Origin of the sequence: Streptomyces thermocarboxydovorans (genome assembly GCF_039524635.1) — a bacterium.
GTDB lineage: Bacteria > Actinomycetota > Actinomycetes > Streptomycetales > Streptomycetaceae > Streptomyces > Streptomyces thermocarboxydovorans.
In genome coordinates this window covers 14795-38753 of the sequence record NZ_BAAAGU010000010.1, presented here as the reverse complement: position 1 = coordinate 38753, position 23959 = coordinate 14795, and the positions used below count along the sequence as shown (strand labels likewise).

Here is a 23959-nt window from a genome sequence, read left to right as displayed (position 1 = left end):
TGCGCCCGGAGTCGCCACAACGCCCCCGGCACGCTCTGCCCCGCACACGCCGAAGGGGCCGCCCGCACCACGGATGGCGGGTGGCCCCTTCGGGGGTATGCGGACCGGAGGTCAGGAGGCCTTGGCCTTCTCCTCGGTCTTGCGGGGTGCGGCCGCCGCGGGGGCCGGGGCCGGCTTGGCGGCCTCGTAGAACTCCTCGCGGGGGGACTCGATGGCGCCCAGCGAGACGACCTCGCGCTTGAGGAACATCTGCAGGGTCCAGTCGGCGAAGACCCGGATCTTGCGGTTCCAGGTGGGCATCGCCAGGCCGTGGTAGGTGCGGTGCATGTACCAGGCGAGCCGGCCCTTCAGCTTGATCTTCATCTTGCCGACGACGATCATCGCCACGCCCTTGTGCAGGCCGAGGCCCGCCACGGCGCCCTTGTTGGCGTGGCTGTACTCCTTCTGCGGGAAGCCCCGCATGCCGGACACCACGTTGTCGCCGAGGACCTTGGCCTGGCGCAGGGCGTGCTGGGCGTTCGGCGGGCACCAGGCGTTCTCGTTGCCGGCCTTGCGGCCCACGAGGTCCGGCACCTGGGCGTTGTCGCCCGCGGCCCAGATGTAGTCGGTGCCCTTGACCTGGAGCGTCGGCTCGCAGTCGACGTGGCCGCGCGGACCCAGCGGCAGGCCGAAGCGGGCGAGCGCCGGGTTCGGCTTGACGCCGGCCGTCCACACGATGGTGTCGGAGTCCACCTCGAGGCCGTTCTTCAGCACCACGTGGCCGTCGACGCAGGACTCCATCGAGGTGTTGAGGTAGACCTCGACACCACGGCTCTCCAGGTGCTCCTTGCCGTACTTGCCGAGCTTCGGACCCACCTCGGGGAGGATCTTGTCGGCGGCGTCGACGAGGATGAAGCGCATGTCCTCGCGGGAGACGTTCCGGTAGTACTTGGCCGCGTCCCGCGCCATGTCCTCGACCTCACCGATGGTCTCCGCACCGGCGAAGCCGCCGCCCACGAAGACGAAGGTGAGGGCCTTGCGGCGGATCTCCTCGTCGGTGGTGGAGTCGGCCTTGTCGAGCTGCTCGAGGACGTGGTTGCGCAGGCCGATGGCCTCCTCGATGCTCTTCATGCCGATGCCCTGCTCGGCGAGGCCGGGGATCGGGAAGGTGCGGGAGACCGCGCCGAGCGCGATCACCAGGTAGTCGAAGGGAAGCTCGTACGCCTCGCCGACCAGCGGGGCGATCGTGGCGACCTTGCGGTCCTGGTCGATGCTGGTGACCCGACCGGTGAGGACCTCCGCCTTGGGCAGCACGCGCCGCAGCGGGACGACGACGTGGCGAGGGGAGATGCTGCCGGCGGCGGCTTCGGGGAGGAAGGGCTGGTAGGTCATGTACGACCGCGGGTCGACGACGGTGACGGTCGCCTCGCCGTAACGCATCTTCTTCTGGATGCGCCGAGCTGCGTACAGGCCTACGTACCCACCGCCTACTACGAGGATCCTGGGACGCTCCGTGGTGCTCATGCCATCGAGTATCCACCCGCCCGAGGGGGGTGGTTCGTGCGCCCCTTCACAAGCTCGGACAGGACCTGTGTTACACTCCCCGCCCCGCGTGAATTAGATCATGTCCAAGTACGGGAACCGTGACGCTCGCCGCACGTTGTCAATGCCGCGTGAGCTGCCTCTCTGGACATCACGGTCGGCCGTGAGCCCCCTGAAACACTCCCTCCGGTACGCGATCCGCAGGTGCCTGCTGAACATGTTCAACAGGCCCGGAACCCCCCGGAAGGGCCAATGGGCCCCATTCGAGGGCCCCGTACGACCAAAATCCTTGTGAAGAACTTCACGAACTTCACCGGCGAGACACCGGCGAGGGGCCCGCGAAGGGCCCCTCGAGGTCGCTCATACGCTATCCGCACTGCTCAACCGGTGACTACCGGCGAGTAACAAAAGAGAGCTACGCCACCGACCACGCGATGCCGTCGAGGATGTCGTGCTCGGAGACCACGACCTCCTCCGCGCCGGTGCGTTCCATGATCGACAGCAGGACGAGAGCGCCGGCGCCGATCACGTCCACGCGGCCCGGATGCATGGAGGGGATCTTCGCGCGCTCGGCGTGGGTGGAGCGCAGCAGGTGCTCGGTGATCTCCCGGACGCGGTCCCGGGAGACCCGTGAGTGGTGGATGGCCGCCGAGTCGTACTCGGGCAGGTCCTGGGCGATGGCGGAGACGGTGGTGACGGATCCGGCGAGGCCCACCAGGGTGCGCGCCTCGCGCAGCGGGACGGACTGTTCGGCCAGGTCGAGGGCGGCCTCGATGTCGGCCCGCATGGCGGCGATCTGCTGCTCGGTGGGCGGGTCGGCGACCTTCCCCTCGTGCACCAGGTGCCGCTCGGTCATCCGGACGCAGCCGACGTCGACGGAGCGGGCGGCGCGCACATGGTCGTCGCCGACCACGAACTCGGTCGAGCCGCCGCCGATGTCGACCACCAGGAAGGGCTTGGGCAGGTGGTCGTGGTCCGCCAGCTCCTTGGTGGCGCCGGTGAAGGAGAACTCGGCCTCCTGGTCGCCGGTGATGACCTCGGGCTCCACGCCGAGGATGTCCACCACCCCGCGCACGAAGTCCTCGCGGTTCTCGGCGTCGCGGGAGGCGGAGGTGGCGACGAAGCGCAGGTGCTCGGATGCCCCGTGCTTCTTGATGATCTCCGCGTACTCGCGGCAGGCGGCGAAGGTCCGCTCAAGGGCCTCGGGGGCGAGCCGGCCGGTGCGGTCGACGCCCTGCCCGAGGCGCACGATGGTCATGCGGCGGTCCAGGTCGGTCAGTTCGCCGGTCACGGGGTCCGCGTCGGCCACCAGCAGGCGGATGGAGTTCGTGCCGCAGTCGATGGCGGCGACCCGGGTCACTTGGCCTCCTCCCCGGCCGTGGGCGTCACACAGGGGCCCTTGCGCCACCACTCGGGCAGCATCGCCAGCGCCTCGTCGCCGAGCGGGTTGACGCCCGGTCCGGCGGCCAGCGAGTGGGCGACCAGCACGTGCAGGCACTTCACCCGGTCCGGCATACCGCCGGCGCTGGGGAAGTTCTTCAGCTCCTCGATCTCGTCGCGCCGCCGGATGTAGTCCTCGTGCGCGGCGCGGTAGGCGGCGGCCAGCTCGGGGTCGGTGGCCAGCCGCTCGGTCATCTCCTTCATCACGCCGTTCGCCTCGAGCGTGCCGATCGCCGAGTTGGCCCGGGGGCAGGTGAGGTAGTACAGCGTCGGGAAGGGGGTGCCGTCGGGCAGCCGCGGGGCGGTCTCCACGACGTCCGGCTGGCCGCAGGGGCAGCGGTGCGCGATGGCGCGCAGCCCGCGCGGGGGCCGGCCGAGCTGCTGCTTGAAGGCCTCGACGTCCGCGTCGGTGGGCTCGGTGCGCGGGGTCGTGGGCGGGGGCTTCTCCATACCTGTCTTTCTATACGGTCACTGGGCGGCGGCGTCGGCCTTGTCGACGCCGTCCCAGAGGTTCGCGTACCAGGGGCGGTCGGCGGTCTCGCGGTCGGTGCGGGACTTCCTGGCCGTGCCCGGGTCGATCACGATGTAGCCGGTCTCGCCCGGCATGACGTAGTGCAGCCGGCGGCGGATCTCCTGCTCGGCGTAGGCGTCGTCCTGCCAGCGCGCCTTGAGGTCGCGCAGCCGTTCCACGCGCTCGCGCGCCTCCTTCTGCTGCTGCCGCAGGTCGGCGATCTCGGCGCGCTGGGAGACGTACTGGCGCATGGGGTAGGCGAGTGCCACGATCAGCGAGCAGACCACCAGGGCGAGCAGCGCGGCCCGGCCGGTCAGCCGGGAGCGGCGGGCCTGGCGCCGGGTCTGCGAGCGGTAGACCCGGGCCGCGGTCTGCTCACCGATCAGCCGGATCCTGGTCGCGGTGGAGAAACGGTCCCGGTCCTTCACAGCCATCTGCCTGGCGCCTCCCGTCCACGCGCGTACGTCCCCGCACACGGTACGGGACCGAGTACGGGGACGTACGTACGACGCTGCCCTCTCACGGGGACGGGGCCCCGTGTGGCGTCAGCCCTTGAAGCGCGGGAAGGCGGAGCGGCCGGCGTACACCGCCGCGTCGTCGAGGATCTCCTCGATGCGCAGCAGCTGGTTGTACTTGGCGACGCGCTCGGAGCGGGCCGGGGCGCCGGTCTTGATCTGGCCGCAGTTGGTGGCGACGGCGAGGTCGGCGATGGTGACGTCCTCGGTCTCGCCGGAGCGGTGGGACATCATGCACTTGTAGCCGTTGCGCTGGGCCAGCTCGACCGCGTCCAGGGTCTCGGTGAGCGAGCCGATCTGGTTGACCTTCACCAGCAGGGCGTTGGCGGCGCCCTCCTCGATGCCGCGGGCCAGACGCTCGGGGTTGGTGACGAACAGGTCGTCGCCGACGAGCTGGACCTTGTCACCGAGCTTGGCGGTGATGGTCTTCCAGCCCTCCCAGTCGTCCTCGAACAGCGGGTCCTCGATGGAGACCAGCGGGTAGGCGTCGACCAGCTCGGCGTAGTACTCCGTCATCTCGGCGGCGGAGCGCTCCTTGCCCTCGAAGACGTAGGAGCCGTCCTTGTAGAACTCGGACGCGGCCACGTCCAGGGCGAGCGCGACCTGCTCGCCGGGGGTGTAGCCGGCCTCCTTGATGGCCTCGAGGATGAGGTCGAGGGCCTCGCGGTTGGAGCCGAGGTTCGGGGCGAAGCCGCCCTCGTCGCCGAGGCCGGTGGACAGGCCCTTGCTCTTCAGGACCTTCTTCAGGGTGTGGTAGACCTCGGCACCCCAGCGCAGCGCCTCGGAGAAGGACTCCGCACCGATCGGGGCGATCATGAACTCCTGGATGTCCACGTTGGAGTCGGCGTGCGAGCCGCCGTTCAGGATGTTCATCATCGGCACCGGCAGCAGGTGCGCGTTGGGGCCGCCCAGGTAGCGGAACAGCGGCAGGTCGCTGGCCTCGGAGGCGGCGTGGGCGACGGCGAGGGAGACGCCGAGGATGGCGTTGGCGCCGAGGGAGCCCTTGTTGTCGGTGGCGTCCAGGTCGAACATGGCCTGGTCGATCAGGCGCTGCTCGGTGGCGTCGTAGCCGACCAGCTCAGGGCCGATCTGCTCGATGACCGCGAGAACGGCCTTCTCCACGCCCTTGCCGAGGTAGCGGTTCGAGTCGCCGTCGCGAAGCTCGATGGCCTCGAAGGCGCCCGTGGAGGCGCCGGACGGGACGGCGGCACGACCGGTGCTGCCGTCGTCGAGGCCGACCTCGACCTCGACCGTGGGATTGCCTCGGGAGTCCAGGATTTCCCGGGCTACGACGACGTCGATGGACGGCACGAGCATCTCCTTCTTGGATGTGACGCGAGTGTGCAGGGCCGTGGTGGCGCTGCGAGACCGAGCCTAACCGGCTCCGGGCGATCGGCCATCCGGTCGCCCATCCCGTGGGACGGAACCGAGCATAGATTGTTTCCGAACGGAACAAACATGGTTCCATGAAAAAGCCCGCCCCGGTGCGCACGGGGGAACACGCACCGGAGCGGGCGGACCGCGGGGCCGCTGCTTACTTCAGGTGCAGCTGCTGGCCCGGGAAGATGAGGTCGGCGTCCTCGATGATGTCGTCGTTCAGCTCGAAGAGCTTCTGCCAGCCGCCCTTGACGCCGTGCTCGGCGGCGATGGAGCTGAGGGTGTCGCCCTTGACGACCTTGTACTCGCCGTCGCCCTTCTCGACCTTGTCGCCGGCCGGGGTGGTGACGGTCTTCTTGGCCTCGGCCTTCTTCTCGGCCTTCGGCGCCGGACGCTCGGTGGAGCGGGTCGCCTTCTGCTCGGTGGAGCGCTCGGCGGAGGCGCCGGCCTTGGGGGCCTCGGCGGCGGCACCGTTGTAGGGGGTGCTGGACAGGTTCTTGCCGCAGACCGGCCAGGCACCCTTGCCCTGGCCCGCGAGCACCTTCTCGGCGATCTCGATCTGCTGCGCCTTGGTGGCCTTGTCGGCGGTGGCGGCGTACTTGGTGCCGCCGTAGGCGGCCCAGGTGGAGGCGGAGAACTGCAGACCGCCGTAGTAGCCGTTGCCGGTGTTGATGGACCAGTTGCCGCCGGACTCGCACTGGGCGACGGCGTCCCACTCGGAGGCGGTGGCGGCGGAGGCCGAGCCGGCCGCCATCAGCGGGGCGGCGACGGCGGCGCCGGTGACACCGGCGATGGCGATGGCGCGGGTGGCCTTGTTCGGACGACGGTGCTTGCCCTTGCCGGAAAACAGCATGGATGGATCCCCTCACCGACGCCTGCGAGGTGAGCTGTCGGGTTCGGGCCGGTTGAGTTGCCCGGCCACGTCCCGCACGGGACGCGGCTTCACCCCAAGCCGCACTCCGGTGCCAGGCACCGGAAACGGCACTTACCTTGGGTCCCCCGCTCCTGCCTACGGCGCATGACGCGACGACTGTTCCCGGGTGCCACTGGCAGGATTCGGCGTGGCGGCAGCCGGGGCCCGCGATGGCGAGCGGTCACGACCGTAGACACCCGTTCGGCCGATTTTCAAAGACGATCAGGGCTTCTGAGACCTATCTCTCACCGCTTTTATATCGGGCATTCAGCTCGAATCATGACGTCAACTACCGTCCGATCCGCGGCTTTTCGCCCGTCACTTCCCGCTCGCGCCCTCTGCGACCTCAAGCGTCTGACCGGGCAGGATGAGGTCCGGGTCGTCACCGACGACCTGCTCGTTACGCTCGTACAGCGCACGCCAACCGCCGTCCACCTCAAGGGAGTCGGCGATGGACCACAGGCTGTCCCCGCGGCGGACGGTGTAGGAGCCGTCGGAGGCGTCGTCCGAGGGGTGCGCGGCATGCCGGCCGGACGACCCGGACGCGAGGTCCTCTTCCTTCTCCTCGGCGCTGGGGCCGCGGTGCCGGCCGGTCCCCGTGGAGGCACCGGTGTCGATCAGCGCGGAAGAGCCGGTGCTCTGGCCGGACTTGTCCGACTCGTTACTGTTTCCGGTTGTTTCGACGGCCGAGGACTCGGAGTCGACATCGGTGGACTTGTCGGACTCGGGCGATTCATTCGCATCGGCCGAGCCCGTGGAGCCCTCCGCGCCGTCTCCACTGGCCCCGCCCTCCGTGGCGGAGGGCGATGCAGACGAAGAGACGGACGGATCAACGGAATCCGATGAGCCGGACTCATCGGTAGATTCGCTGCTTTCCGGCGTGTCCGTGGAGGACGGAGACTGCGAGCCCGTGCCCGTGTCAATCCCCTCGGCCCCCGAGCCCTGCTCCAGCCCCGCGAGCAGGCCGCAGGCGCGCCAGGCGCCGACACCCTGGTCGGCGAGTATGCGTTCCGCGACCGCTATCTGCTGGTTCCGGCTGGCCTGGTCGGCGCTGGGCGCGTACTCCAGTCCGCCGTAGTTCTCCCAGTCGTCCTGGGTCAGCTGCAGACCGCCGTAGTAGCCGTTGCCGGTGTTCTGGCTCCAGGAGCCGCCGGACTCGCACTCCGCGACCTGGTCCCAGGTCTCCCCGTCGGCCGCGCTGGCGCCGCTCGCCCCCAGAAGCGGAATGGCGATGGCGGATCCGGTCACTCCGGCCGCGACAAGGAGAGCCGGAGCCTGGCGGGGGCGACGGTGACGACCGTTCCCGGAGAGCATGCGGAGACCTTTCAGACGGACAGCAGTGACCAGCGCGGCGAACCGGAATTGGACGTCGCGTTGACAGGTGAACGTATCGGCAGACGATCAGTTGTCACAAGTTCATGCCGCGCAGATCACGTGAAGATCACATAGTTGAACGTGTGTCATGTTTGCGCTGGCCGGACGGGGTACCCAAAGCGCGGTCCGTTTTGGGAAGTCAGGTCCGCAAAGGGGTGAATTCCACGGGCAGTGTGCGCAGTCCGCGCATGATGAGCCCGCCGCGCCAGCGCAGTTCGTCCGGTTCGACCGCAAGGCGCAGATCCGGCAGCCGGGTCAGCAAGGTGCCGAGCGCGGTCTGCCCCTCCAGCCGGGCCAGCGGCGCGCCCAGGCAGTAGTGGATGCCGTGGCCGTACCCCAGATGCTGGTTGTCGCGCCGGCCGAGGTCGAGCACATCCGGGTCGGCGAACCGCTCCGGGTCCCGGTCCGCCGCGGCGAGGACGACCAGCACGGGGTCCCCGGCCTCGATCCGCTGTCCGCCGATGACGACCGGCTCGGTGGCGAACCGCCAGGTGGCGATCTCCACCGGGCCGTCGTAGCGCAGCAGTTCCTCCACCCCGGTGGTCAGCAGCTCCCGCTCCCCCGCGGCCAGGGACCGCTGCAGCCGGGCCCGCTGCTCGGGGTGGGTGAGCAGGGCGTAGGTGCCGTTGCCGATGAGGTTGACGGTGGTCTCGAAACCGGCGAACAGCAGGATGAACGCCATCGCGGCGGCCTCGTTCTCGGTGAGGTGCTCGCCGTGGTCGGAGGCCCGGATCAGACCGGAGATCAGGTCCTCGCCGGGTGCCGGCCGGTCGGGCAGGGCCGCGCGCTTGCGGTGGATGAGGTCGGCGAGATAGCCGCGCATCTTCTTCACCGAGCGGGCCACTCCACCGCGCGGGCCGCCCTGGTGACGGATCATCATGCCCGCCCAGTCCCGGAAGTCGTCCTGGTCCTCGCGGGGCACGCCGAGCATGTCGCAGATGGCGTAGATGGGCAGCGGGAAGGCGAACTCGTGGATGAGGTCGGCCGACCCCCGAGCGGCGAACCGGTCGATGAGGGTGTCGGTCAGCTCCTGCACCCTGGGCGCGAACTCGGCGACCCGGCGCGGGGTGAAGGCCTTGCTGACCAGCCGGCGCAGCCGGGTGTGGTCCGGCGGGTCGATGTTCAGCAGATGCGTCATCAGCTCCGCCTTGCGCTCGCCGGGGATGCCCGTCTTGCCCTTGGCGTGCTCCGGCTCGTCGTGATGCGCCGGGTTCTTGGACAGGCGGTTGTCGGCGAGGGTCTGCTTGGCGTCGGCGTAGCGGGTGACCAGCCAGGCCTCGACTCCGCTCGGCAGGCGGGTCCTGTGCACGGGGGCGTGCTCGCGCAGCCAGGCGTAGGCCGGGTAGGGATCGGTGGCGAACTCCCAGGTGAAGAGCTCGGGGGCGGGCGGCGGCTGCGGCATGTCGTGCTGGTCGGTCGGGTGCTGGTCGGTCACCTTCCGACCGTATATCGGGGCCTGTGGTCGTATGCCCGCGGGCGTGTGCCGGGGGCCGCGTCCGCAGCGGCGTTCCGTCCGCAGCGGCATGCGTGCAGGCGGGCCGCATGCGTGCACGGCCGGGGCCCGCGGCGGTGTACCGGGCCCCGGCCGTGCACGGATGAGGAAGCCGTGTGCGAGCAGGGAATCAGCGGCGGAGAAGGAAGTCGTACACCGCCTCGCGGCCCTCGTCGCTCGCCGCCCTGCTCTGCACCGAGTGCGCGGCTCCCTCGACCACCACGACCTCGGCGCGCGGGGTCAGCTTCTTCTGGTTGTACAGCCACTCCACCGGCGTCGACAGATCGCGGTCGCCGCCCAGCAGCAGGACCGGGACGGAGCCGGGCAGCCTGCGGTGCGGCGAGGGCAGCGGCGGCGCCGGGGTGGGCGGCCAGTGCAGACAGCTGAGCATCGAGCCGAGGCCGGTGGCGGTGGCCGCGTCGAACGGGCCGTAGTCGCGCGGGGTCAGCTCGGCGCCCGCCTTCTCGAGCGCCTCGCGCCGCCCGGCCACGGGGGCGTCGGACCTGCCCCAGGGGTAGCGGCCGTCCAGGCACAGGGTGGAGGCGTGCAGCCCCTGGCTCAGCTCCTCGGCGGTGGCGGCGTTGCCCTGCCGGGTGCCCGCGATCAGTCCGCGCAGCAGTCCGGGGTCGCCCTCGGCGGCCCGGTGCAGCGCGTCGATCATCTCGGCGTAGTCCGGGTCGACGAAGCCCCAGGTGGTGAGCGCGTCGATGACGTCGGCGCCGTTGCCGTAGGTGTCCACCACCTTCGCGAGGTCCGCGCCGGGGTCCGTGGTGCACTCGATCGCCGCGCAGGCCTCGCGCAGCACGCGCGGTGCCGCGCGCAGGGCGGCGAGGTCCATCGGGTCGTACCCGGTCTGCGGCACCACCGAGTCCAGCACCAGCCGGGCCACGCGGTTCGGGTGGGCCAGCGCGTACCGGGTGGCGGTGTAGGTGCCGTAGGAGACGCCGTCGAGGGTCATCTTCCGCACGCCCAGGGCCCGGCGCAGCAGCTCCAGGTCGGCGACGGTGTCACCGGTGCTGTAGAAGCGGCGCTGCTCGCCGATGGCCGCGGCGCACTCCTTCACCGCCTGCTCGGTGGGCGGGGTGAGGTCGGAGGCGCCAATCTCCTTCTGCAGCCGGGGACATTGCAGCGCGCCGGCGCCGGTGCCGCGCTGGTCGATCATCACCAGGCGGTAGTCCTTCAGCACCGGCGCCATCCGGTCGCGGATGCGCTGGACGAACGGCACGCCGGGCTGGCCCGGCCCGCCCGTCAGGAACAGCAGGACGCCCTTGGGTGCCTCGGCGTTGTCGGCCATCGCGATCTTCAGGCCGAGCCGGCCCGGGGTGCGGCCCCGGTGGTCGAGCGGCACGTTCAGGGTGGCGCAGGTGAAGCCGTCCAGGCCGGGGCAGGGCGCGGCGCCGGAGAGCCCCCCGTTCTCCCCGGCCGGTGCCGCGACCGTCCCCTCCCGGTCCTGCGCCGCCGAGGTGCAGGTGCCCGACACCACCAGGAGTCCGGCGGCGGCGAGCGCCACGGTCACCCGTGACCGGGATCTCCGTGTTTTCCGTGTTCCCCGTGCTCCCCATGCCCTCCGTGCTCTCCAGGTCTCCCGGGCCCGGCTCGCGACCGGTGCGTCCGGCGCCGCCGGTGTCCTTCGACTCCCTTGGAACCGCGGTGATGTGCGCATGTCCTCCCCCTCGGCTTCGATGACCGGTCATCAGGGTGCGCCGGGGCTGTTGGTCACGGCGAGCGCTCGTGCCACGATTCGAGCAGGTTCGAAGAGTCGGTGCGCACGCGGTGCGCTCGGGGCCTGCTGGGGGGGGAGCGGTGATCGAGCTGACGGTGGACGCGGAGGGACTGGCCCGCTCCCGCTTCGCCGTCTCACCGCTGCACGAGGTGACGTCCACGCTGCTGCCGTGGGGACTGCGCACGGAACCGGGCTCCGATCCGTGGGTGGCCCGCGCCCGCCGGGTGCTGCGCCGGGCGCGGCTGCCGCTGCTGACCGCGCTGGCACTGGACGCCGGGGGTTACGTACCGGACTTCCTCAGTCCACATCCGTCGGACCCCTCCCCCACCGTCGAGGAGGAGCTCGAACAGGTCCGCTCCACTCCGCCCGAGCGGGTCCTGGCCGAACTCCGGACGCTGCGCGACGGCCGGCCGGACAGCGGCCTGGCCGGCAGCGAGCTGCCGGAGGTCGTGCGGTGCGCCATGGCACGCGGCGGCGAACGCGTGGCCCGGCAGGCGGCGGAGGAGCTGCGGCGCTACTGGGAGCTGGCCTTCGCCCCGCACTGGGAGGCCGCCCGGGCCACCCTGGAGGCGGAGGTCGACCGGTGTGCGGGGGTGCTGGCCCGCAGCGGCGCGGCCACCCTGTTCAACTCGCTGCACCCCGGCATCCGGTGGGCCGACGGCACCCTGCGGGTGGAGAGCCGGTTCACCGTTCGCCTGCCGGTGCCGCTGGTGGTGGTCGTGCCGTCGCTGGTGGCTCCGGTGCCGGCGGTGGTCGTGGACCCGGTGCCGGGCGGGCGGCGGCCGCCGATGCTGGTGTATCCGGTGCGGGCCGGGTCGAGTGCCCCGGCGGCTCCGCCCGAGGAACTGGCCGGGCTGCTCGGCCCCACCCGCGCCGGGCTGCTGGCCGCCCTGGCCCGTCCGGCGTCCACCGCGCAGCTGGCGGCACGTCACTTCCTCAGCCCCGCCACCGTCTCGTACCACCTGGGGGTGCTGCACCGGGCGGGCCTGGTGACCCGCGCCCGCTCCGGCCGCTTCGTCCTCTACCGCCACACCCCGGCGGGCGCCCGCCTGGCGAGGAGCTCCGCCGCGCGAGGGCGCCAGGGCACGTCCGGCTAGGTGTGCTGTTCGGAGAGGTTGGTGACGCGGCTGGCTGGTGGCCAGACGCAGCCTGCCGGTCGGGGTCAGCGGGGCGTTACGGTGGGACACGAGGGCCTCCTGGCGGTCGGACGTGAATGTCGCAATCCACACCGAACCCAGAAGGCCCTCACCCGTTCAAGCACCCAGCACGCGTGTCACCAACGTCCCGGGACAGCACACCTAACTCCCCTCGGCCGCCAGCACCGCGTCGCGGTACGCGCGGGCCGCCGCGCGCAGGGCCGCCTCCGGGTCGACGCCCTCCGCCTCGGCGCGTATCGCCAGGGTCAGCAGCTCGTAGCCGATGCCGTCGGTCCGGGGCGGGGGCACGTCCAGGCCGGCCGTGCGGACCCGTGAGGCCAGCTTCGCGGCCAGGGCCAGGGCCGGCTGGCCGAGGGGGATGCCCTCGGTGACCGAGGTGCGGCGCTTCTCGACGGCCTTGGTGCGCAGCCAGTGCTCCTTGACCTCCTCCGGGGTGCTCGCCGTCGCGTCGCCGAAGACATGGGGGTGGCGGTGAATGAGCTTGTCGACGATGCCGGCGGCCACGTCGTCGACGGAGAAGGGCTGCTCGGGGTGCTCCTCGGCGATCCGGGCGTGGAAGACGACCTGGAGCAGGACGTCGCCGAGCTCCTCGCGCAGCTCGTCCCGGTCGCCCTCCTCGATCGCCTCGACGAGTTCGTACGCCTCCTCGATGCCGTACTTCGCCAGGCCCTTGTGCGTCTGCAGCGACGACCACGGGCACTCGGCGCGGATGCGGTCCATCACCTGCACCAGGTCCAGCAGGCGGGCGCCCGGCAGGTCGTAGGAGGCGGGCAGCAGCTCCAGCTCGGGCATCCGGACGCGTCCGCTGCCGGCGAGGCGGGCCAGTCCGTCGGTGAGCGCGGGCTCGCCCTCACCGGTGGCGACGACCACCACCGTGTGCCCGCCCGCGCAGGCACCGACCAGCTCCTCGGCGGTCGGCGCCGCCTCCTCCACGGATATCCCCGCCTCCCGCAGATACGGCAGCTGGGGATGGGCACCGTCGGCGCACAGCACCCGGTCGGCCGCGTGCAGCGCATGCCAGGCCGGCCAGGACAGCAGGCCGGGCGCGACCCGGTGGCTGGTGGTGAGCAGGACGACACGGCCGGGAGCGGCCTCGGCGGGGGCGTCGGAGCTGATGGCGTTCACGCTCCGAAACTAACCCACGCCGCCGACAGCCCCCGAGTTGTCCACAGGCTGTTGTCCACAGGCGGGCGGGCCGTGATGGGAGGCCCCATCAGGCGGTCCGGCAGGCGATCCGGCAGGCGATCCGGCAGGCGGCCCGCGGCAGGCGGCCCGCGTCAGGTGGGCTGCTGGGTGTCCGCCGACGTCACGTCCCGCAGCCACGGGGCCTTGGCGTCCACGCGGCTGCTCTTGTTCACGTCCCAGGTGCCGTAGCGCGGGTTGATGTCCACGTCGAGTTCCTTGCCGGCCTCGGACAGGGCCTTCCAGAACTCGGGGCGGCTGGTGTCGGTGCCGAGCTTCTCGGCGAGCTTCTGGGCCTTCAGCTGCAGGCGGAGGTTCTCCTCCAGGCGCTGCGGCGGGATGCCGTACTGCTGCAGCCAGGCCCGCTCGAGCGCCTCGGCGCCGCCCGCCTGGTCCTCCATGTCGGCCCGCATCCGCTGCACCTCGCGGGGCGTGACGCTCACCCCGGCCTCGCGCGCGGCGTGGTCCAGGACGCGGTCGAGGACCATGCTGTGCAGGGTGTCGCGGGTGAGGCTGCCGGTGCGGGCGATGGCCTGCTCGTACTGGGCCTCGTCGGGGACGGCCTCGCGCTGGGCCGCGCGGACCTCCTTCACCCGGTTCTCCAGCTGCGACACGGTGATCCGTTCGTCGCCGACGACGGCTGCCGCGCCCGGACGCGCATCGTTTCCGCAGGCGGTGAGCAGGGGGCCCGCTGCGGCGATCGCGGCGGTGAGCAGGAGCGCGGTGCGACGGCGGCGGTGCAAGGAAACCTCCTGAGGGAGCTTGTGCGGCGGTGCACAAAGTCTTGCGGTGATCGATGGTAGGCACGGGGCAAGCTCTGGCCAACCCATTCGACCAACGATTCACCACGACTTCGGGCACCGGCACCCCGCCGCCCGGCCGCCCGGCATCCCGGCCGCCCTACCGCCGGGCACGGCCGCATGCCGGACCTCAGCCGCGCACCTGCCCCAGCCACTGCAGCGTCCGCCGGATCTCCACGGCGAGCGGATGTCCGGGACCCTGGCCGCGCTCCACGTCGTGCAGCAGGCGCACGAGCGTGTCGTGGGCGGCGGCCCGGTCGCCGAGGGCGAGCAGCAGATGCCCGATGCGGCGGCGCACCTCGTGGGCGAGCCGCGGGTCGCCGGCGGCCACGTACTGGTTCTCGTAGTACGGCAGCAGCGCCCGGTACTCGGCGAGCGCCCCGGCCGGGTCGCCGAGCTGCTCCAGGCACTGGGCGGCCTCGTAGCGGTAGCGCAGCGACTGCGGGTCGGCCTGCCCGGCCTCGGCGGCGCGCTCGGCGGCGAGGCGGCGCAGTTCGGGCAGGGCGCGGCGGTACTGGCCGTCGTCCAGGAGGGTGGCCGCGTACTGCTTGCGCAGGGTGCGCACGACCGGGGAGTTCTCGCCGTGCTGCTCGGCGGCGACGGGCAGGATCGAGCCGAGGATGTCGACGGCCTGGGTGATCCGTCCCTCGCCGAGGAGCCGCTTGACCTCGTCGACGGCGGCGGCGACATCGGCCTTCTCCGCGGCCGGCGAGGCGGGCGCGGCGGGGGCGGGCTGGGGTGCGGGGGTGCGCGCCCGGTCCGGCCAGGGGGCGAGCGGCCGCAGGAAGGGGCGGGTGGGGTCCAGCAGCGCCAAGGTGGGCGTGCCGCGGGCGGGCAGCAGCGGCTCCAGATGCTCGTAGACCTCCTGCGCGGAGGCCGGGCGGTGCTGCGGGTCCTTGGCGAGCAGCCGCAGCACCAGCGTCTCCAGCGCCTCGGGCACCTCCGGGCGGAGGGTGCGCACCGGCGGCGGCGGTTCGTACAGGTGCCGGTGCAGCACGCCGAGCGCGGTGGAGCCGGAGAAGGGGACGTCCCCGCTGAGCAGTTCGTGCAGCAGCACACCGAGCGCGTACAGGTCGGTGTAGGGGCCGACCGCGCCGCCCATCGCCTGCTCGGGGGCCATGTAGGCGGGCGAGCCTATGGGGGTGCCGGTGTGGGTGAGGCGGGTGGTGTCGGCGTCCATGACGGAGGCGACGCCGAGGTCGAGCACGGTGACGGTGCCGTCCTGCCGGACCATCACATTGCGCGGCTTGAGGTCGCGGTGGACGATCGGCACCGCGTGCACGGCGCTCAGCACGGCGCACAGCTGGGCGGCCACCGCGACCGCCCACTGCCACGGGTAGGGCGCGTGCTCGGCGAGATGGTCGCCGAGGTCGGCGCCGTCGACGTACTGCATGACGAGGAACAGCTCCTCGCCCTCGCTGCCGGCGTCGTGCACGGTGACCAGGCCGGGGTGGTCGACCTGGGCGGTGACGCGGCACTCGCGCACGAAGCGGCGGCGCAGTTCGTCGGCCTCCTGCCCGGCCACCTTGTCGGGCCGCAGCAGCTTCACCGCCACGCGCCGGTCGAGCCGCTGGTCGTACGCCGTCCAGACCTGGCCCATGCCGCCCTGGCCGATGAGCGTGGACAGCTCGTAGCGGCCCGCGACGACCCGTCCCGTCGTCGTCACGCTCACCTTCCGCTCTCGGGCCCGGCCGGCCGGCCGCCCTGGCCGTCCTGGCGGCGCAGGTAGTCACTGAGTTCGTCGAGTTCGGCGCGCACCTGGTCGATGCGGGCCGGTGCGGGGCGCGGCGGCGGCGCCGGGGTGGGCGGCGTCTGCGGCACCGGGGTGTGGGGCCCGGGAGTGTGCGGCACGTGGGGTGCCTGCGGCACCGGCGTGTGGGGCGGCTGCGGGACGGGCGTGGCGGCGTACGGCGAGGCGGGCTGCGGGTAGCCGTAGGGCGCGTGGGCGCCGGGGGCCTGCACGGTGGTGGCGTGCGGCGACGGCGGCACCGGGGCGCCCGGGCGGTGCGGCTGGTGCCAGCGGATGTCCGCGGTCAGGAAGTACACACTGGACGCGGCGCCGGTGAAGATCAGCAGGCCGAGGGCGACATCGCCCCGGGTGTCCGACTCCGGCACCGAGCCCACCACCGTCAGCAGCACGATCGACACGACCAGGCCGGACCAGGCCAGCACCCAGTCCGCCGTGCGCGCCCGCAGGATGGCGATCCGGAACAGCGGCACGGCGGCGAGCAGTCCGCACGACAGGATGCCGGCGCCGGCGAACAGCACACGCAGGGTGATGATCGTTGCCGCGCTGCGGGTGGGCGGCGCCGCGCCGTGGCCGTACATGACTGCTCCTGGACCGTGAGGCCGATGGGGATGGGTGCGAGCGTCAGAGCTCCTCGGGAAGTCTGAGCGTATAGGCCGACACGGACAACCGGTCCCCGGTTGTACCGAACCGTTGTCGTCCCGATCACCTCCGCCGCCCCGCAGGTGCCGGGGCGGGCCGTGCTCAGCCGGGCGGGATCGTGCCGTCGGTGAGACCGTCGTACATGCCGCGCACCAGCTGTTCGCCGAGGCGGCCGGCCGTGCGCAGCGCCCGTTCGAACTCGTCCAGGGCGCGGAAGCGGGCGCCGTAGCGGCGCTGTTCCTCCAGCGGCAGCCGGGGCAGCTGCAGCCGGCGCACGTCGAGCCGGGTGGCGGTGGACGCATAGCTGCTGGCCTGGCGGTTGTTGGCGGTGCCGCGCAGGAACCCGGCGAGGAACCAGGGGTCCAGCGCGTCCGGGTCCGGGCGCAGCAGCACCAGGTTGCGGCCGAGCGCGGCCCCGGCGGTGGCCTCGTCGACGACGCGGGCCACGGAGCCTCCGCCGAGCACGGGGACGACGACGTCGCCGGGTTCGGTGAGCACCGCCTCCTCGTCGCTCTCCGGGAGCGTGCCGGACGGTTCGGTGCCGTAGAGGACGTCGTGGTCGGTGAGGACCGGCACGCGCTCGCGGCCGCCGCTGCCGCCGGTGCGCATCACCAGTGCGCCCCCGCGTGCCAGTTCACCGACGGTGGTGAGCGGGCGGCGCGGTGCCTCGGCGGAGGGGGCGGGCGTCACGGGCGGCGGGGTCAGCCGCGCGGTGAGCCGGAGGGTCTCGTCGAGGCGTTCGCGCACCTCGGCGAGGCGGGCGGGGCCGTCGGCCGCGGCCGGGGGCGGCAGATGGCGGGCCGGGGCGAGGTCGACGTCGTCGTCGAGGAGGTCGATGACCGGTACGGAGCGGGCCAGGCCGGGCCGTTCGTCGAGCCGTCCGGCCCGCTCGAAGGTCCGCCAGGCGTCGAGCAGCGTCTCGCGTACGCCCTGCCAGTCGGGGCCGCCGCGTCCCTCCCCGGCGAACCGGCCCGCGTCGGCGAGCAGCAGTTCCGGCTGCGCGGGCACCTGCCCGGGGCGGCGCAGCAGCCACAGGTGCAGCGGGAGGTTGTACGGCGGTGCCGCGCCCAGCGGCAGCGCCAGCACGGCCCTCAGCGCGCCCCGGCGCAGCAGGTCGGCGCGGATCCGGCGGCCGGAGCGGCGGGAGGCGACGGCGGGCGGCATCAGCAGCACGGCGGTGCCGCCGTCCTTCAGCCGGGCCAGCGCGTGCTGCACCCAGGCCAGCTCGGACTCGGTGCGGGCGGGGAAGCCGTACTCCCAGCGCGGGTCGTAGGCGAGTTCGTCGTGGCCCCAGTTGCGTTCGTTGAACGGCGGGTGGCACAGCACGGCGTCGGCGCGCAGTTCCGGGTGGGCGTCGGCGCGCAGGGTGTCGCCGGCGGCGGCGTGCACGGGGGTCCGGGTGTGCAGGGCGAGGCGCAGGGCGGTGAGCGCGGCGAGTTCGGGGGCGCTGTCCTGGGCGTAGAGCTCCTGGCCGGGGCGGGGGGTGAGGGCGCGCAGCAGGGCGCCGGTGCCGCAGGCGGGGTCGAGGACGGTGCGGGCGGGTCCGGCCAGGTCGGCCATGAGCGCGGCGAGTTCGGCGGGGGTCAGCGTGTACTGGCGGGGGTTGGCGTCGAGGTGCCGGCCGAGGAGGAACTCGAAGGTCTGCCGGGCGCCGAGCTCGGCGGCGAGTTCGGCGGCGCCGCGCAACAGCGGTACGGAGGGCCGCAGTTGCCCGGCGGTGAGGTCCTGCGGGGCGGCGGGCCGGGTGAGTTCGCGGGCCAGTGCCCCGGGCAGGGCCTCGGCGAGCTGCTCGTCGGAGCCGGCGGCCAACTTCAGCCAGACGGTGGGCCGTTCGTGGATCAGCAGCAGGACGCAGCCGGCGTGCAGCAGGGCGGTTATCGGCCCCTCGGGGTGGCCGGTGAGCTGCTGCCAGACGCGTTCCCGCAGGGGCACCTCGGCGAGTTTGCCGTGCCGGCGCAGCCAGTCCTCGACCTCGGCGAGGGCGAACGAGGGGCTGGTCTCGGTGCCGCCGACGGGCTGGGGGAAATCGGCGTGCCGGCGGCGCCAGTTGCTGACGGCGGCCCGTCCGACCCCGGCCAGCCGGGCGATCCCGGCCGCGGTGACCTCCGTGGCGCCGTCCTGGGTGTCTCCTGCCTGCCGCGTCCGCTGCACCCGCCGACTCCCCTCGTCCCACGTGATCACGTCCGTGTGAGGCCGAGCATACCGGCGTATACGTAAAACGGCGGTTCACGTCGTGTACGAACGAGAATCCGTGAACCGGGTTGACTCGGTTCACAGCTCATGCTCTGATTGACCCAGCGAACGAGCGGTCGCCGGGGAGCGGCGGTCGCCACCATTGGGGAGGGACTCAGTCATGGGCATGAAGACCAAGGTCGCGCTGGGCGCCGTCGTGGGGCTCGTCGTCATCGGCGCCGTCTCGGCGAATTCCGGTGACACCGAGGGGGGTTCCGGAGGCAAGGGCTCCTCCGCGTCCGCCGAGCGGCAGTCCGGCGACACGAAGGCGGCGGACGGCAAGGGCGCAAAGGACGCCAAGGACGCCGAGAGCAACGACTCCGCCGACAAGGGCGCCGAAAAGGCGTCCCAGGCCGAGCAGTTCAAGGCCTTCGTGCAGAAGCACGGCTCGCCCCAGGAGAAGGCGGCCGTCGAGCACGTCACCAAGGTCCAGGGCGCCGACCAGCAGAACGACATCCTCGACGCCGCCGACGTCTACACCGACTTCACCGGCGGCATCATGGGCGAGGGCGCGGGCCCCGCCAAGCTGATCGCCTCGGCCTTCGCCGACTGGAAGCAGAGCAAGAACGGCCTGGTCACCGTCTACGACGCCAACGGCGAGCTGCTCGGCAACGGCAAGTTCTGACCGGCCCTCACCATCCCCGCAACCAGATCCCCGTAAGGAAAACCGCCATGCGTCGCACCGCGCTCGCCACCCTCTGCCTCATCGCCGTGACCGGGGCCGGGCTCACCGGCTGCCTGCCCGGCGAGGACAAGGCGTCGAAGGCCTCCGAGCAGTCGGAGGGGGTGAAGGACGGGAAGAACGGGAGGAAGGAGCCGTTCGCCGGGCTGAGCGGCGGTGAGATCGCCGACCGTGCCGTGGCCGCCACGACCGGTGCCCACTCGCTGCGGATGCGCGGCGACGTCCCCGACGAGGCCGCCGGCGCCATGACCTTCGACATGGCGCTGGACCGCAAGGGCGAGTGCGCCGGCACCCTGACCATGAAGAGCGGGGGCGAGGCCGAGCTGATCAAGACCGGCGACACCCTCTACATCAAGTACGACGAGGCGTTCCTGCGGGCCCAGAGCAAGGGCGAGCCGAAGGCCGACGTCGACGCGGCCGTGGACATGCTGGCCGGGAAGTGGACCAAGATGTCCGCCACCGGCGCGGACGCCGAGGAGATCGCGGGCTTCTGCGACCTGGACGAGGTGCTCGGCGACGTGGAGGAGGGCGGCTCCACCGCCGGCCGGGGCCGGACGACGACCGTCGACGGCACCCCGGCGCTGACGCTGACCGAGCGCGACGGCAAGGACCGCTACACCATCTACGTCGCCACCGAGGGCGAGCCGTACCTGCTGCGGCTCGACAGCACCGCCGACGGCGACTCCCCGGTCACCTTCTCGGACTACGAGAAGCCGGTCCCGGCCAAGAAGCCCGAGGGCGAGATCGTGGATCTCGACGCGCTGGGCTGACGATCCGTCACGGGGATGAGCTGTCACAGCCGTTGAGCTGTCAGGGCCGTTGAGCTGTCACAGCCGTTGAGCCGTCACAGCGGGTGCCGCATCCACACATTGGGCTCGACGTACACGGCGTAATCGCCCCGCACGTCGCAGTGCACCGGCACCAGCGCCCCGGGCACCTCGACGGGGCCGTCGGTGTCGAAGGGCAGCCCCGTCCAGTCCCGCCATTCGGCGAGGGACGCGGACACCGTCATGGACGCCGGCGCCACCCGGTCCACGGTGGCGCCGGCCCGTGCGTGCACCCGCATCCACGGGTCCTGCGGCAGCCCGTCGGGGCGCACCCGGGCCACGTACGGGCTCTACCGGTTTTCGTCCCACGACGGGCTCCACCGCTTGTCGTCCGACGGGCTCTACTGCTTCAGCAGGAGCTGGTCGGCGAGCCCGCTGCGCCGGTACAGCACCTGGCGTCCGTCGCGGGCGCGGGTGACCAGGCCCGTGGCGTGCAGCACGCGCAGATGCTGGGAGACGGCGCTGGGCGTCACCCGCAGGCGGCGGGCGAGCTCCACGGTCGGCAGCGGCTCCTCCAGGAGGCCGAGCAGTCTCACCCGGGGGGCGCCGATCAAGGACACCAGGGCCTCGTCGTCGGGGGGCGGGGTCTCGTCCCACAGGGTGGCCACTCCCCGGCTGGGGTAGACCAGGCTGGGCGGCTCGTCCGGGCTGACCGGAGGCGCCGGCTTGTGCGCGAAGACCGACGGCAGGAGCAGCAGCCCCCGGCCGGCCGCCGCCACCCGGTGCCTGCTGATCATCTGGCTGATGTGCAGCTCGCCGTCCCGCCAGCGCAGGTTGGGGTGCATGTCGGCGAAGAGCAGCCGGGCGCCGCCCAGGGCGAGCTGCCGCGCCCGGTAGGTCATGTCGGCCTCCAGCACAAGCCGCATGTGCGGCCACATCGGCTCGAGGGCCGCCCGCCAGTACTGCCGCAGCACGTCGCAGATGGCGTCGCGCAGGGCGGTGACCCGGTCGTCGTCGCCGAGTGCGTCGCTCAACGGGGCGGGGAGCGGGTCCGGGGCGTGCGCCAGCCGCAGGTCGTGGCGGACCTGGGCGGGGCGGGTCCGGCGGACCACGTCGAGTTGCTCGTCGAAGGACGGGGCGAAACCGGCCGGGTTGGGGGTCAGGAAGTCGGGGAGGGTGCGCCGCTGGGCGACCAGCGACATCAGCAGCCGGGTGTCGAGGGCGCCGAGCCGGCCCAGCACGGACCGGCGCCAGGGCAGGTGCAGCGCGGACAGTCCCGGGTCCTGGAGCACCCGCAGGCTGAGCAGGGTCTCGTGCAGGGGCGAGAGCGCGAAGCGCGTGTCCGCGAGGTCCTCGACCCCGAGAACGAAAACGATCATTAAGCCATACGCTACATCGATTCCCGTGGGGTCGTCGATGCCCTGAACTGCCACCCATGACACGGACACGGACAACTCATGCGCGCCGCACGGCGATCGTGCCCGGCGCGGGCTTCGTCTCCGGCCAGGTCCTGTACGTCGCCGACGGACCGGTGGACTGAGGATGGGCCGCCGGACGACCCTGCTGCTCGCCGTCACCTGCGCGGTGGCCGTGGGCAACCTCTATTTCCCGCAGGCGATCACCCCCCTGGTCGCCGAGGACCTGCACACCTCCGCCGACTCGGCCTCGGCGGCGGTGACCGCCACCCAGGCCGGCTACACGGCGGGGATGTTCCTGCTGGTGCCGCTCGGCGACCGGCTCCCGCACCGCTCGTTCCTGGTGGTCCTGCTCCTGCTGACCGGTGCCGGGCTGCTCGCCGCGGGCTGCGCCCCCTCCTTGCCGTTCCTCGTCGCCGCCAGTGCCCTGATCGGCTTCACCACGGTGGCCGCGCCGCTGGTCGGGCCGCTGGCGGCCGGGCTGGTGGCGGCCGAGCGCCGGGGGGCGGTGCTCGGCACGCTGATGACCGGGTCGATCGGCGGGATGCTGCTGGCCCGCGCCTTCAGCGGGACCCTCGGCGAACGGCTGGGCTGGCGGGCGCCGTATCTGGCGGCCGCCGTGCTGGTCCTGGTGCTCGCCGCCGTCCTGGCCCGCAGCCTGCCGGTCACCACCCCGCCCTCGTCCCAGCCGTACCCGGCGCTGCTTGCCGGGTCGCTGCGCCTGCTGCGCACCGAGCCCGAGCTGCGGCGCTCCTGTCTCTACCAGGCGACGGTCTTCGCCGGGTTCTCCGCCGTGTGGACGTGCCTGGCGCTGCTGCTCACCGGCCCCGCCTACGGCATGGGCGCCCAGGCCGTGGGGCTGCTCGCCCTGGTCGGCGGCGCCACCATGATCTGCACCCCGCTCGCCGGGCGCCTGGTGGACCGCCACGGGCCGGGTCCGGTGAACCTCGCCTGTCTGCTGGGCGTGCTGCTGTCGGCCGCGGTCCTGACCGCCGGGGCGCTGGGCGGGGTGCCGGGGCTGGCCGCGCTGGTCGCCGGCACGCTGCTGCTCGACGTCGCCATGCAGTCCGGCATGGTCGCCAACCAGGCCCGCATCTACGCGCTGCGCGCCGGCGCCCGCAGCAGGCTCAACACCGCCTACATGACCTGCGCCTACCTGGGCGGCAGCGCCGGTTCCTGGCTGGGGACCCGGGCCTGGGCGGAGGCCGGCTGGCCGGGGGTGTGCGCGCTGCCGGCCCTGCTCACGCTGCCCGCCCTGGCCCGGCACCTCAAAGCGCCGGCCGGCCGCCGCACTGCCGCAGCATCATCCGCTTGTCCGCCACGGTCACCGGCATCTCGTACTTGACGGCGACCTGGGCGAACCGGACCGCGTAGGCGCAGCGGATGCGCTTGCGGGGCGGCAGCCAGGAGGCGGGGCCGGAGTCGCCCTTGGCGGAGTTGGCCCGCCCCTGAACCGGCATCAGGTTGAGGACGTCATTGGCCAGTCGGCGGCGCTTGCTCTCCGGCCAGCGCGAGGCGCCCATCTGCCAGCTGTAGCTGAGCGGGACGACATGGTCGATCTGCACCTCGGCGGCCCGCTGCTTGCGCCACTCGATGGTCCGGCCGGTGTAGGGGTCGTGCAGGGTCATGGCGACGACGACGCAGTCGGATCCGGAGCGGAAGCGGAGCCTGAGGCCGTCGCGCTGAAGCACGTCGTTGCGGGTGTCGCAGCCGTTCCTGGCCAGCGGCACCCCGTCGGCGGTGTCCATCCAGGCGTAGCCGAACTCCTCCCGCTCGTAGCCGGTCCGCGGTCCTCGGCCCTTGGTGGCGACCCGCTCGATGAGCCGGACGGCCGCCGCGCGGTCCTGCTCGGTGGTGACGGGGGCCAGGCCCGGGGCGGTGCCGTCCGGGTTCTTCAGGGGGCTGACCGCCCTCGTGTCCCGCTCGGCCGGCTCGGCACCGGCGCCCGCGCCGGCCGAGGAGCCCTCGGGCAGCCCCTCGCACCCGGTGAGAAGCGCCGCCGCGGCGAGCACCGCCGCCGCCGTCGCCCTGGTCCGCCGCTCGTGTCGCGCCACCGCGCCCCTCCCCTTGCCCGCGTACGGCCCGCACGGACGGGCCCGAGCGCAGCGTAGCGAGCGAGAGGTCCAGACCACATCCCCCTCAAACGGGCATACCGGGCAAGCGGCGCGTATCGTCGGAGCTGAGTCGAGTCATGCGGAAGGAGCTCTGTATGGGCATCTTCGACAAGCTCAAGGGCAACAAGGCGGCACGTCAGAAAGCCCACCAGGGCTCGGACGCCGCCGAGAAGCAGATCAACGAGAGGACCGGCGGCAAGTACGAGAAACAGGTCGACACCGGGCAGCAGCAGGCCGAGGAACGTCTCGGCATGGACCCCGACCGCCCCGACCAGCAGTAGACCCGCGCCGACCGGACCGAGCGATACCGGCTCAGAAGCCGCCCACGGCGCCATGCGCCCGTGGACGGCTTCCG

21 protein-coding genes, 1 pseudogene and 1 riboswitch are annotated in these 23959 nt (G+C 72.5%); of the genes and pseudogenes, 5 read left to right on the top strand and 17 right to left on the bottom strand.

The genetic code is table 11. The features are described 5' to 3' along the window. Positions 1-111: 111 nt before the first annotated feature. The 9 genes from ABD198_RS06655 to ABD198_RS06615 form a co-directional block, all read right to left on the bottom strand. Positions 112-1503 (bottom strand): NAD(P)/FAD-dependent oxidoreductase, encoded by a 1392-nt coding sequence (locus tag ABD198_RS06655; protein WP_343998449.1) that lies wholly within the window; start codon positions 1501-1503, stop codon positions 112-114. A 433-nt stretch (positions 1504-1936) separates the two neighbouring features. Beyond that, entirely contained in the window at positions 1937-2881 is a 945-nt protein-coding gene (locus ABD198_RS06650) for a Ppx/GppA phosphatase family protein (RefSeq protein ID WP_343998447.1), read from the bottom strand. Further along, a complete protein-coding gene (locus ABD198_RS06645; protein ID WP_343998446.1) occupies positions 2878-3411 on the bottom strand; it encodes a DUF501 domain-containing protein in 534 nt (177 codons plus the stop codon). The genes ABD198_RS06650 and ABD198_RS06645 overlap by 4 nt, the downstream gene beginning before the upstream one ends. A gap of 18 nt (positions 3412-3429) precedes the next feature. Continuing rightward, positions 3430-3906 carry an FtsB family cell division protein gene (locus ABD198_RS06640; RefSeq protein ID WP_343998445.1) on the bottom strand — a complete coding sequence of 159 codons (477 nt, stop codon included), beginning with the start codon at positions 3904-3906 and terminating at the stop codon, positions 3430-3432. A 111-nt stretch (positions 3907-4017) separates the two neighbouring features. Further along, positions 4018-5298 carry a phosphopyruvate hydratase gene (eno, locus tag ABD198_RS06635; RefSeq protein ID WP_343998444.1) on the bottom strand — a complete coding sequence of 427 codons (1281 nt, stop codon included), beginning with the start codon at positions 5296-5298 and terminating at the stop codon, positions 4018-4020. A 223-nt stretch (positions 5299-5521) separates the two neighbouring features. Further along, positions 5522-6217, bottom strand: a complete 696-nt coding sequence (locus ABD198_RS06630) for a transglycosylase family protein (RefSeq protein ID WP_343998443.1) — start codon at positions 6215-6217, stop codon at positions 5522-5524. Between the two features lie 4 nt (positions 6218-6221). Further along, positions 6222-6391: riboswitch (cyclic di-AMP (ydaO/yuaA leader) on the bottom strand. A 204-nt stretch (positions 6392-6595) separates the two neighbouring features. Continuing rightward, the gene (locus ABD198_RS06625; protein WP_343998442.1) at positions 6596-7591 is read right to left on the bottom strand and encodes a transglycosylase family protein; all 996 of its coding nucleotides are present in this window, start codon (positions 7589-7591) and stop codon (positions 6596-6598) included. Between the two features lie 199 nt (positions 7592-7790). Continuing rightward, positions 7791-9053: a cytochrome P450 family protein gene (locus tag ABD198_RS06620; RefSeq protein ID WP_343998536.1), complete on the bottom strand. Its 1263-nt coding sequence runs from the start codon at positions 9051-9053 to the stop codon at positions 7791-7793. Between the two features lie 220 nt (positions 9054-9273). Then, the gene (locus tag ABD198_RS06615) at positions 9274-10659 is read right to left on the bottom strand and encodes an alpha/beta fold hydrolase (protein ID WP_343998441.1); all 1386 of its coding nucleotides are present in this window, start codon (positions 10657-10659) and stop codon (positions 9274-9276) included. A 287-nt stretch (positions 10660-10946) separates the two neighbouring features. Between ABD198_RS06615 and ABD198_RS06610 the strand changes: the two genes are divergently transcribed. Continuing rightward, the gene (locus ABD198_RS06610) at positions 10947-11963 is read left to right on the top strand and encodes an ArsR/SmtB family transcription factor (RefSeq protein ID WP_343998440.1); all 1017 of its coding nucleotides are present in this window, start codon (positions 10947-10949) and stop codon (positions 11961-11963) included. A 201-nt stretch (positions 11964-12164) separates the two neighbouring features. On the opposite strand, the gene ABD198_RS06605 is transcribed toward ABD198_RS06610, so the two are convergent. From ABD198_RS06605 to ABD198_RS06585, 5 genes are all read right to left on the bottom strand, one after another. Continuing rightward, positions 12165-13148, bottom strand: a complete 984-nt coding sequence (locus ABD198_RS06605; protein WP_343998439.1) for a nucleoside triphosphate pyrophosphohydrolase — start codon at positions 13146-13148, stop codon at positions 12165-12167. A 152-nt stretch (positions 13149-13300) separates the two neighbouring features. After that, positions 13301-13948 carry a SurA N-terminal domain-containing protein gene (locus tag ABD198_RS06600; RefSeq protein WP_343998438.1) on the bottom strand — a complete coding sequence of 216 codons (648 nt, stop codon included), beginning with the start codon at positions 13946-13948 and terminating at the stop codon, positions 13301-13303. A gap of 187 nt (positions 13949-14135) precedes the next feature. After that, positions 14136-15632, bottom strand: coding sequence for a serine/threonine-protein kinase (locus ABD198_RS06595; RefSeq protein ID WP_343998533.1), 1497 nt, complete (start codon positions 15630-15632; stop codon positions 14136-14138). A 41-nt stretch (positions 15633-15673) separates the two neighbouring features. Continuing rightward, positions 15674-16333: a hypothetical protein gene (locus ABD198_RS06590; protein WP_343998437.1), complete on the bottom strand. Its 660-nt coding sequence runs from the start codon at positions 16331-16333 to the stop codon at positions 15674-15676. Positions 16334-16496: 163 nt separating this feature from the next. After that, entirely contained in the window at positions 16497-18545 is a 2049-nt protein-coding gene (locus tag ABD198_RS06585; RefSeq protein WP_343998436.1) for an N-6 DNA methylase, read from the bottom strand. Between the two features lie 202 nt (positions 18546-18747). On the opposite strand from ABD198_RS06585, the gene ABD198_RS06580 reads away from it, so the two are divergent. Next, complete coding sequence (locus tag ABD198_RS06580; RefSeq protein ID WP_343998435.1) at positions 18748-19251, top strand: hypothetical protein; 504 nt, start codon at positions 18748-18750, stop codon at positions 19249-19251. Positions 19252-19298: 47 nt separating this feature from the next. After that, entirely contained in the window at positions 19299-20078 is a 780-nt protein-coding gene (locus ABD198_RS06575) for a hypothetical protein (RefSeq protein ID WP_343998434.1), read from the top strand. A 74-nt stretch (positions 20079-20152) separates the two neighbouring features. Here the strand turns inward: ABD198_RS06575 and ABD198_RS06570 are convergent. Both ABD198_RS06570 and ABD198_RS06565 read right to left on the bottom strand, forming a co-directional pair. Further along, positions 20153-20525 (bottom strand): annotated as a pseudogene (locus tag ABD198_RS06570) (N-acetyltransferase); the annotation flags it as partial. Next, positions 20477-21454: an ArsR/SmtB family transcription factor gene (locus tag ABD198_RS06565; RefSeq protein WP_343998433.1), complete on the bottom strand. Its 978-nt coding sequence runs from the start codon at positions 21452-21454 to the stop codon at positions 20477-20479. The pseudogene ABD198_RS06570 and the gene ABD198_RS06565, both read right to left, overlap by 49 nt. A 163-nt stretch (positions 21455-21617) precedes the next feature. Between ABD198_RS06565 and ABD198_RS06560 the strand changes: the two genes are divergently transcribed. Beyond that, on the top strand, positions 21618-22835 hold the full coding sequence (locus ABD198_RS06560; RefSeq protein WP_343998432.1) for an MFS transporter: 1218 nt from the start codon (positions 21618-21620) through the stop codon (positions 22833-22835). Here ABD198_RS06560 and ABD198_RS06555 read toward each other — a convergent pair. Further along, positions 22759-23544, bottom strand: coding sequence for an HNH endonuclease family protein (locus ABD198_RS06555; protein WP_343998431.1), 786 nt, complete (start codon positions 23542-23544; stop codon positions 22759-22761). The two genes, ABD198_RS06560 and ABD198_RS06555, sit on opposite strands and share 77 nt — an antisense overlap. 155 nt (positions 23545-23699) lie before the next feature. Here ABD198_RS06555 and ABD198_RS06550 point away from each other — a divergent pair, with 155 nt between their 5' ends. Further along, positions 23700-23885 carry an antitoxin gene (locus ABD198_RS06550; RefSeq protein ID WP_343998430.1) on the top strand — a complete coding sequence of 62 codons (186 nt, stop codon included), beginning with the start codon at positions 23700-23702 and terminating at the stop codon, positions 23883-23885. The last annotated feature ends 74 nt before the right edge of the window (positions 23886-23959 follow it).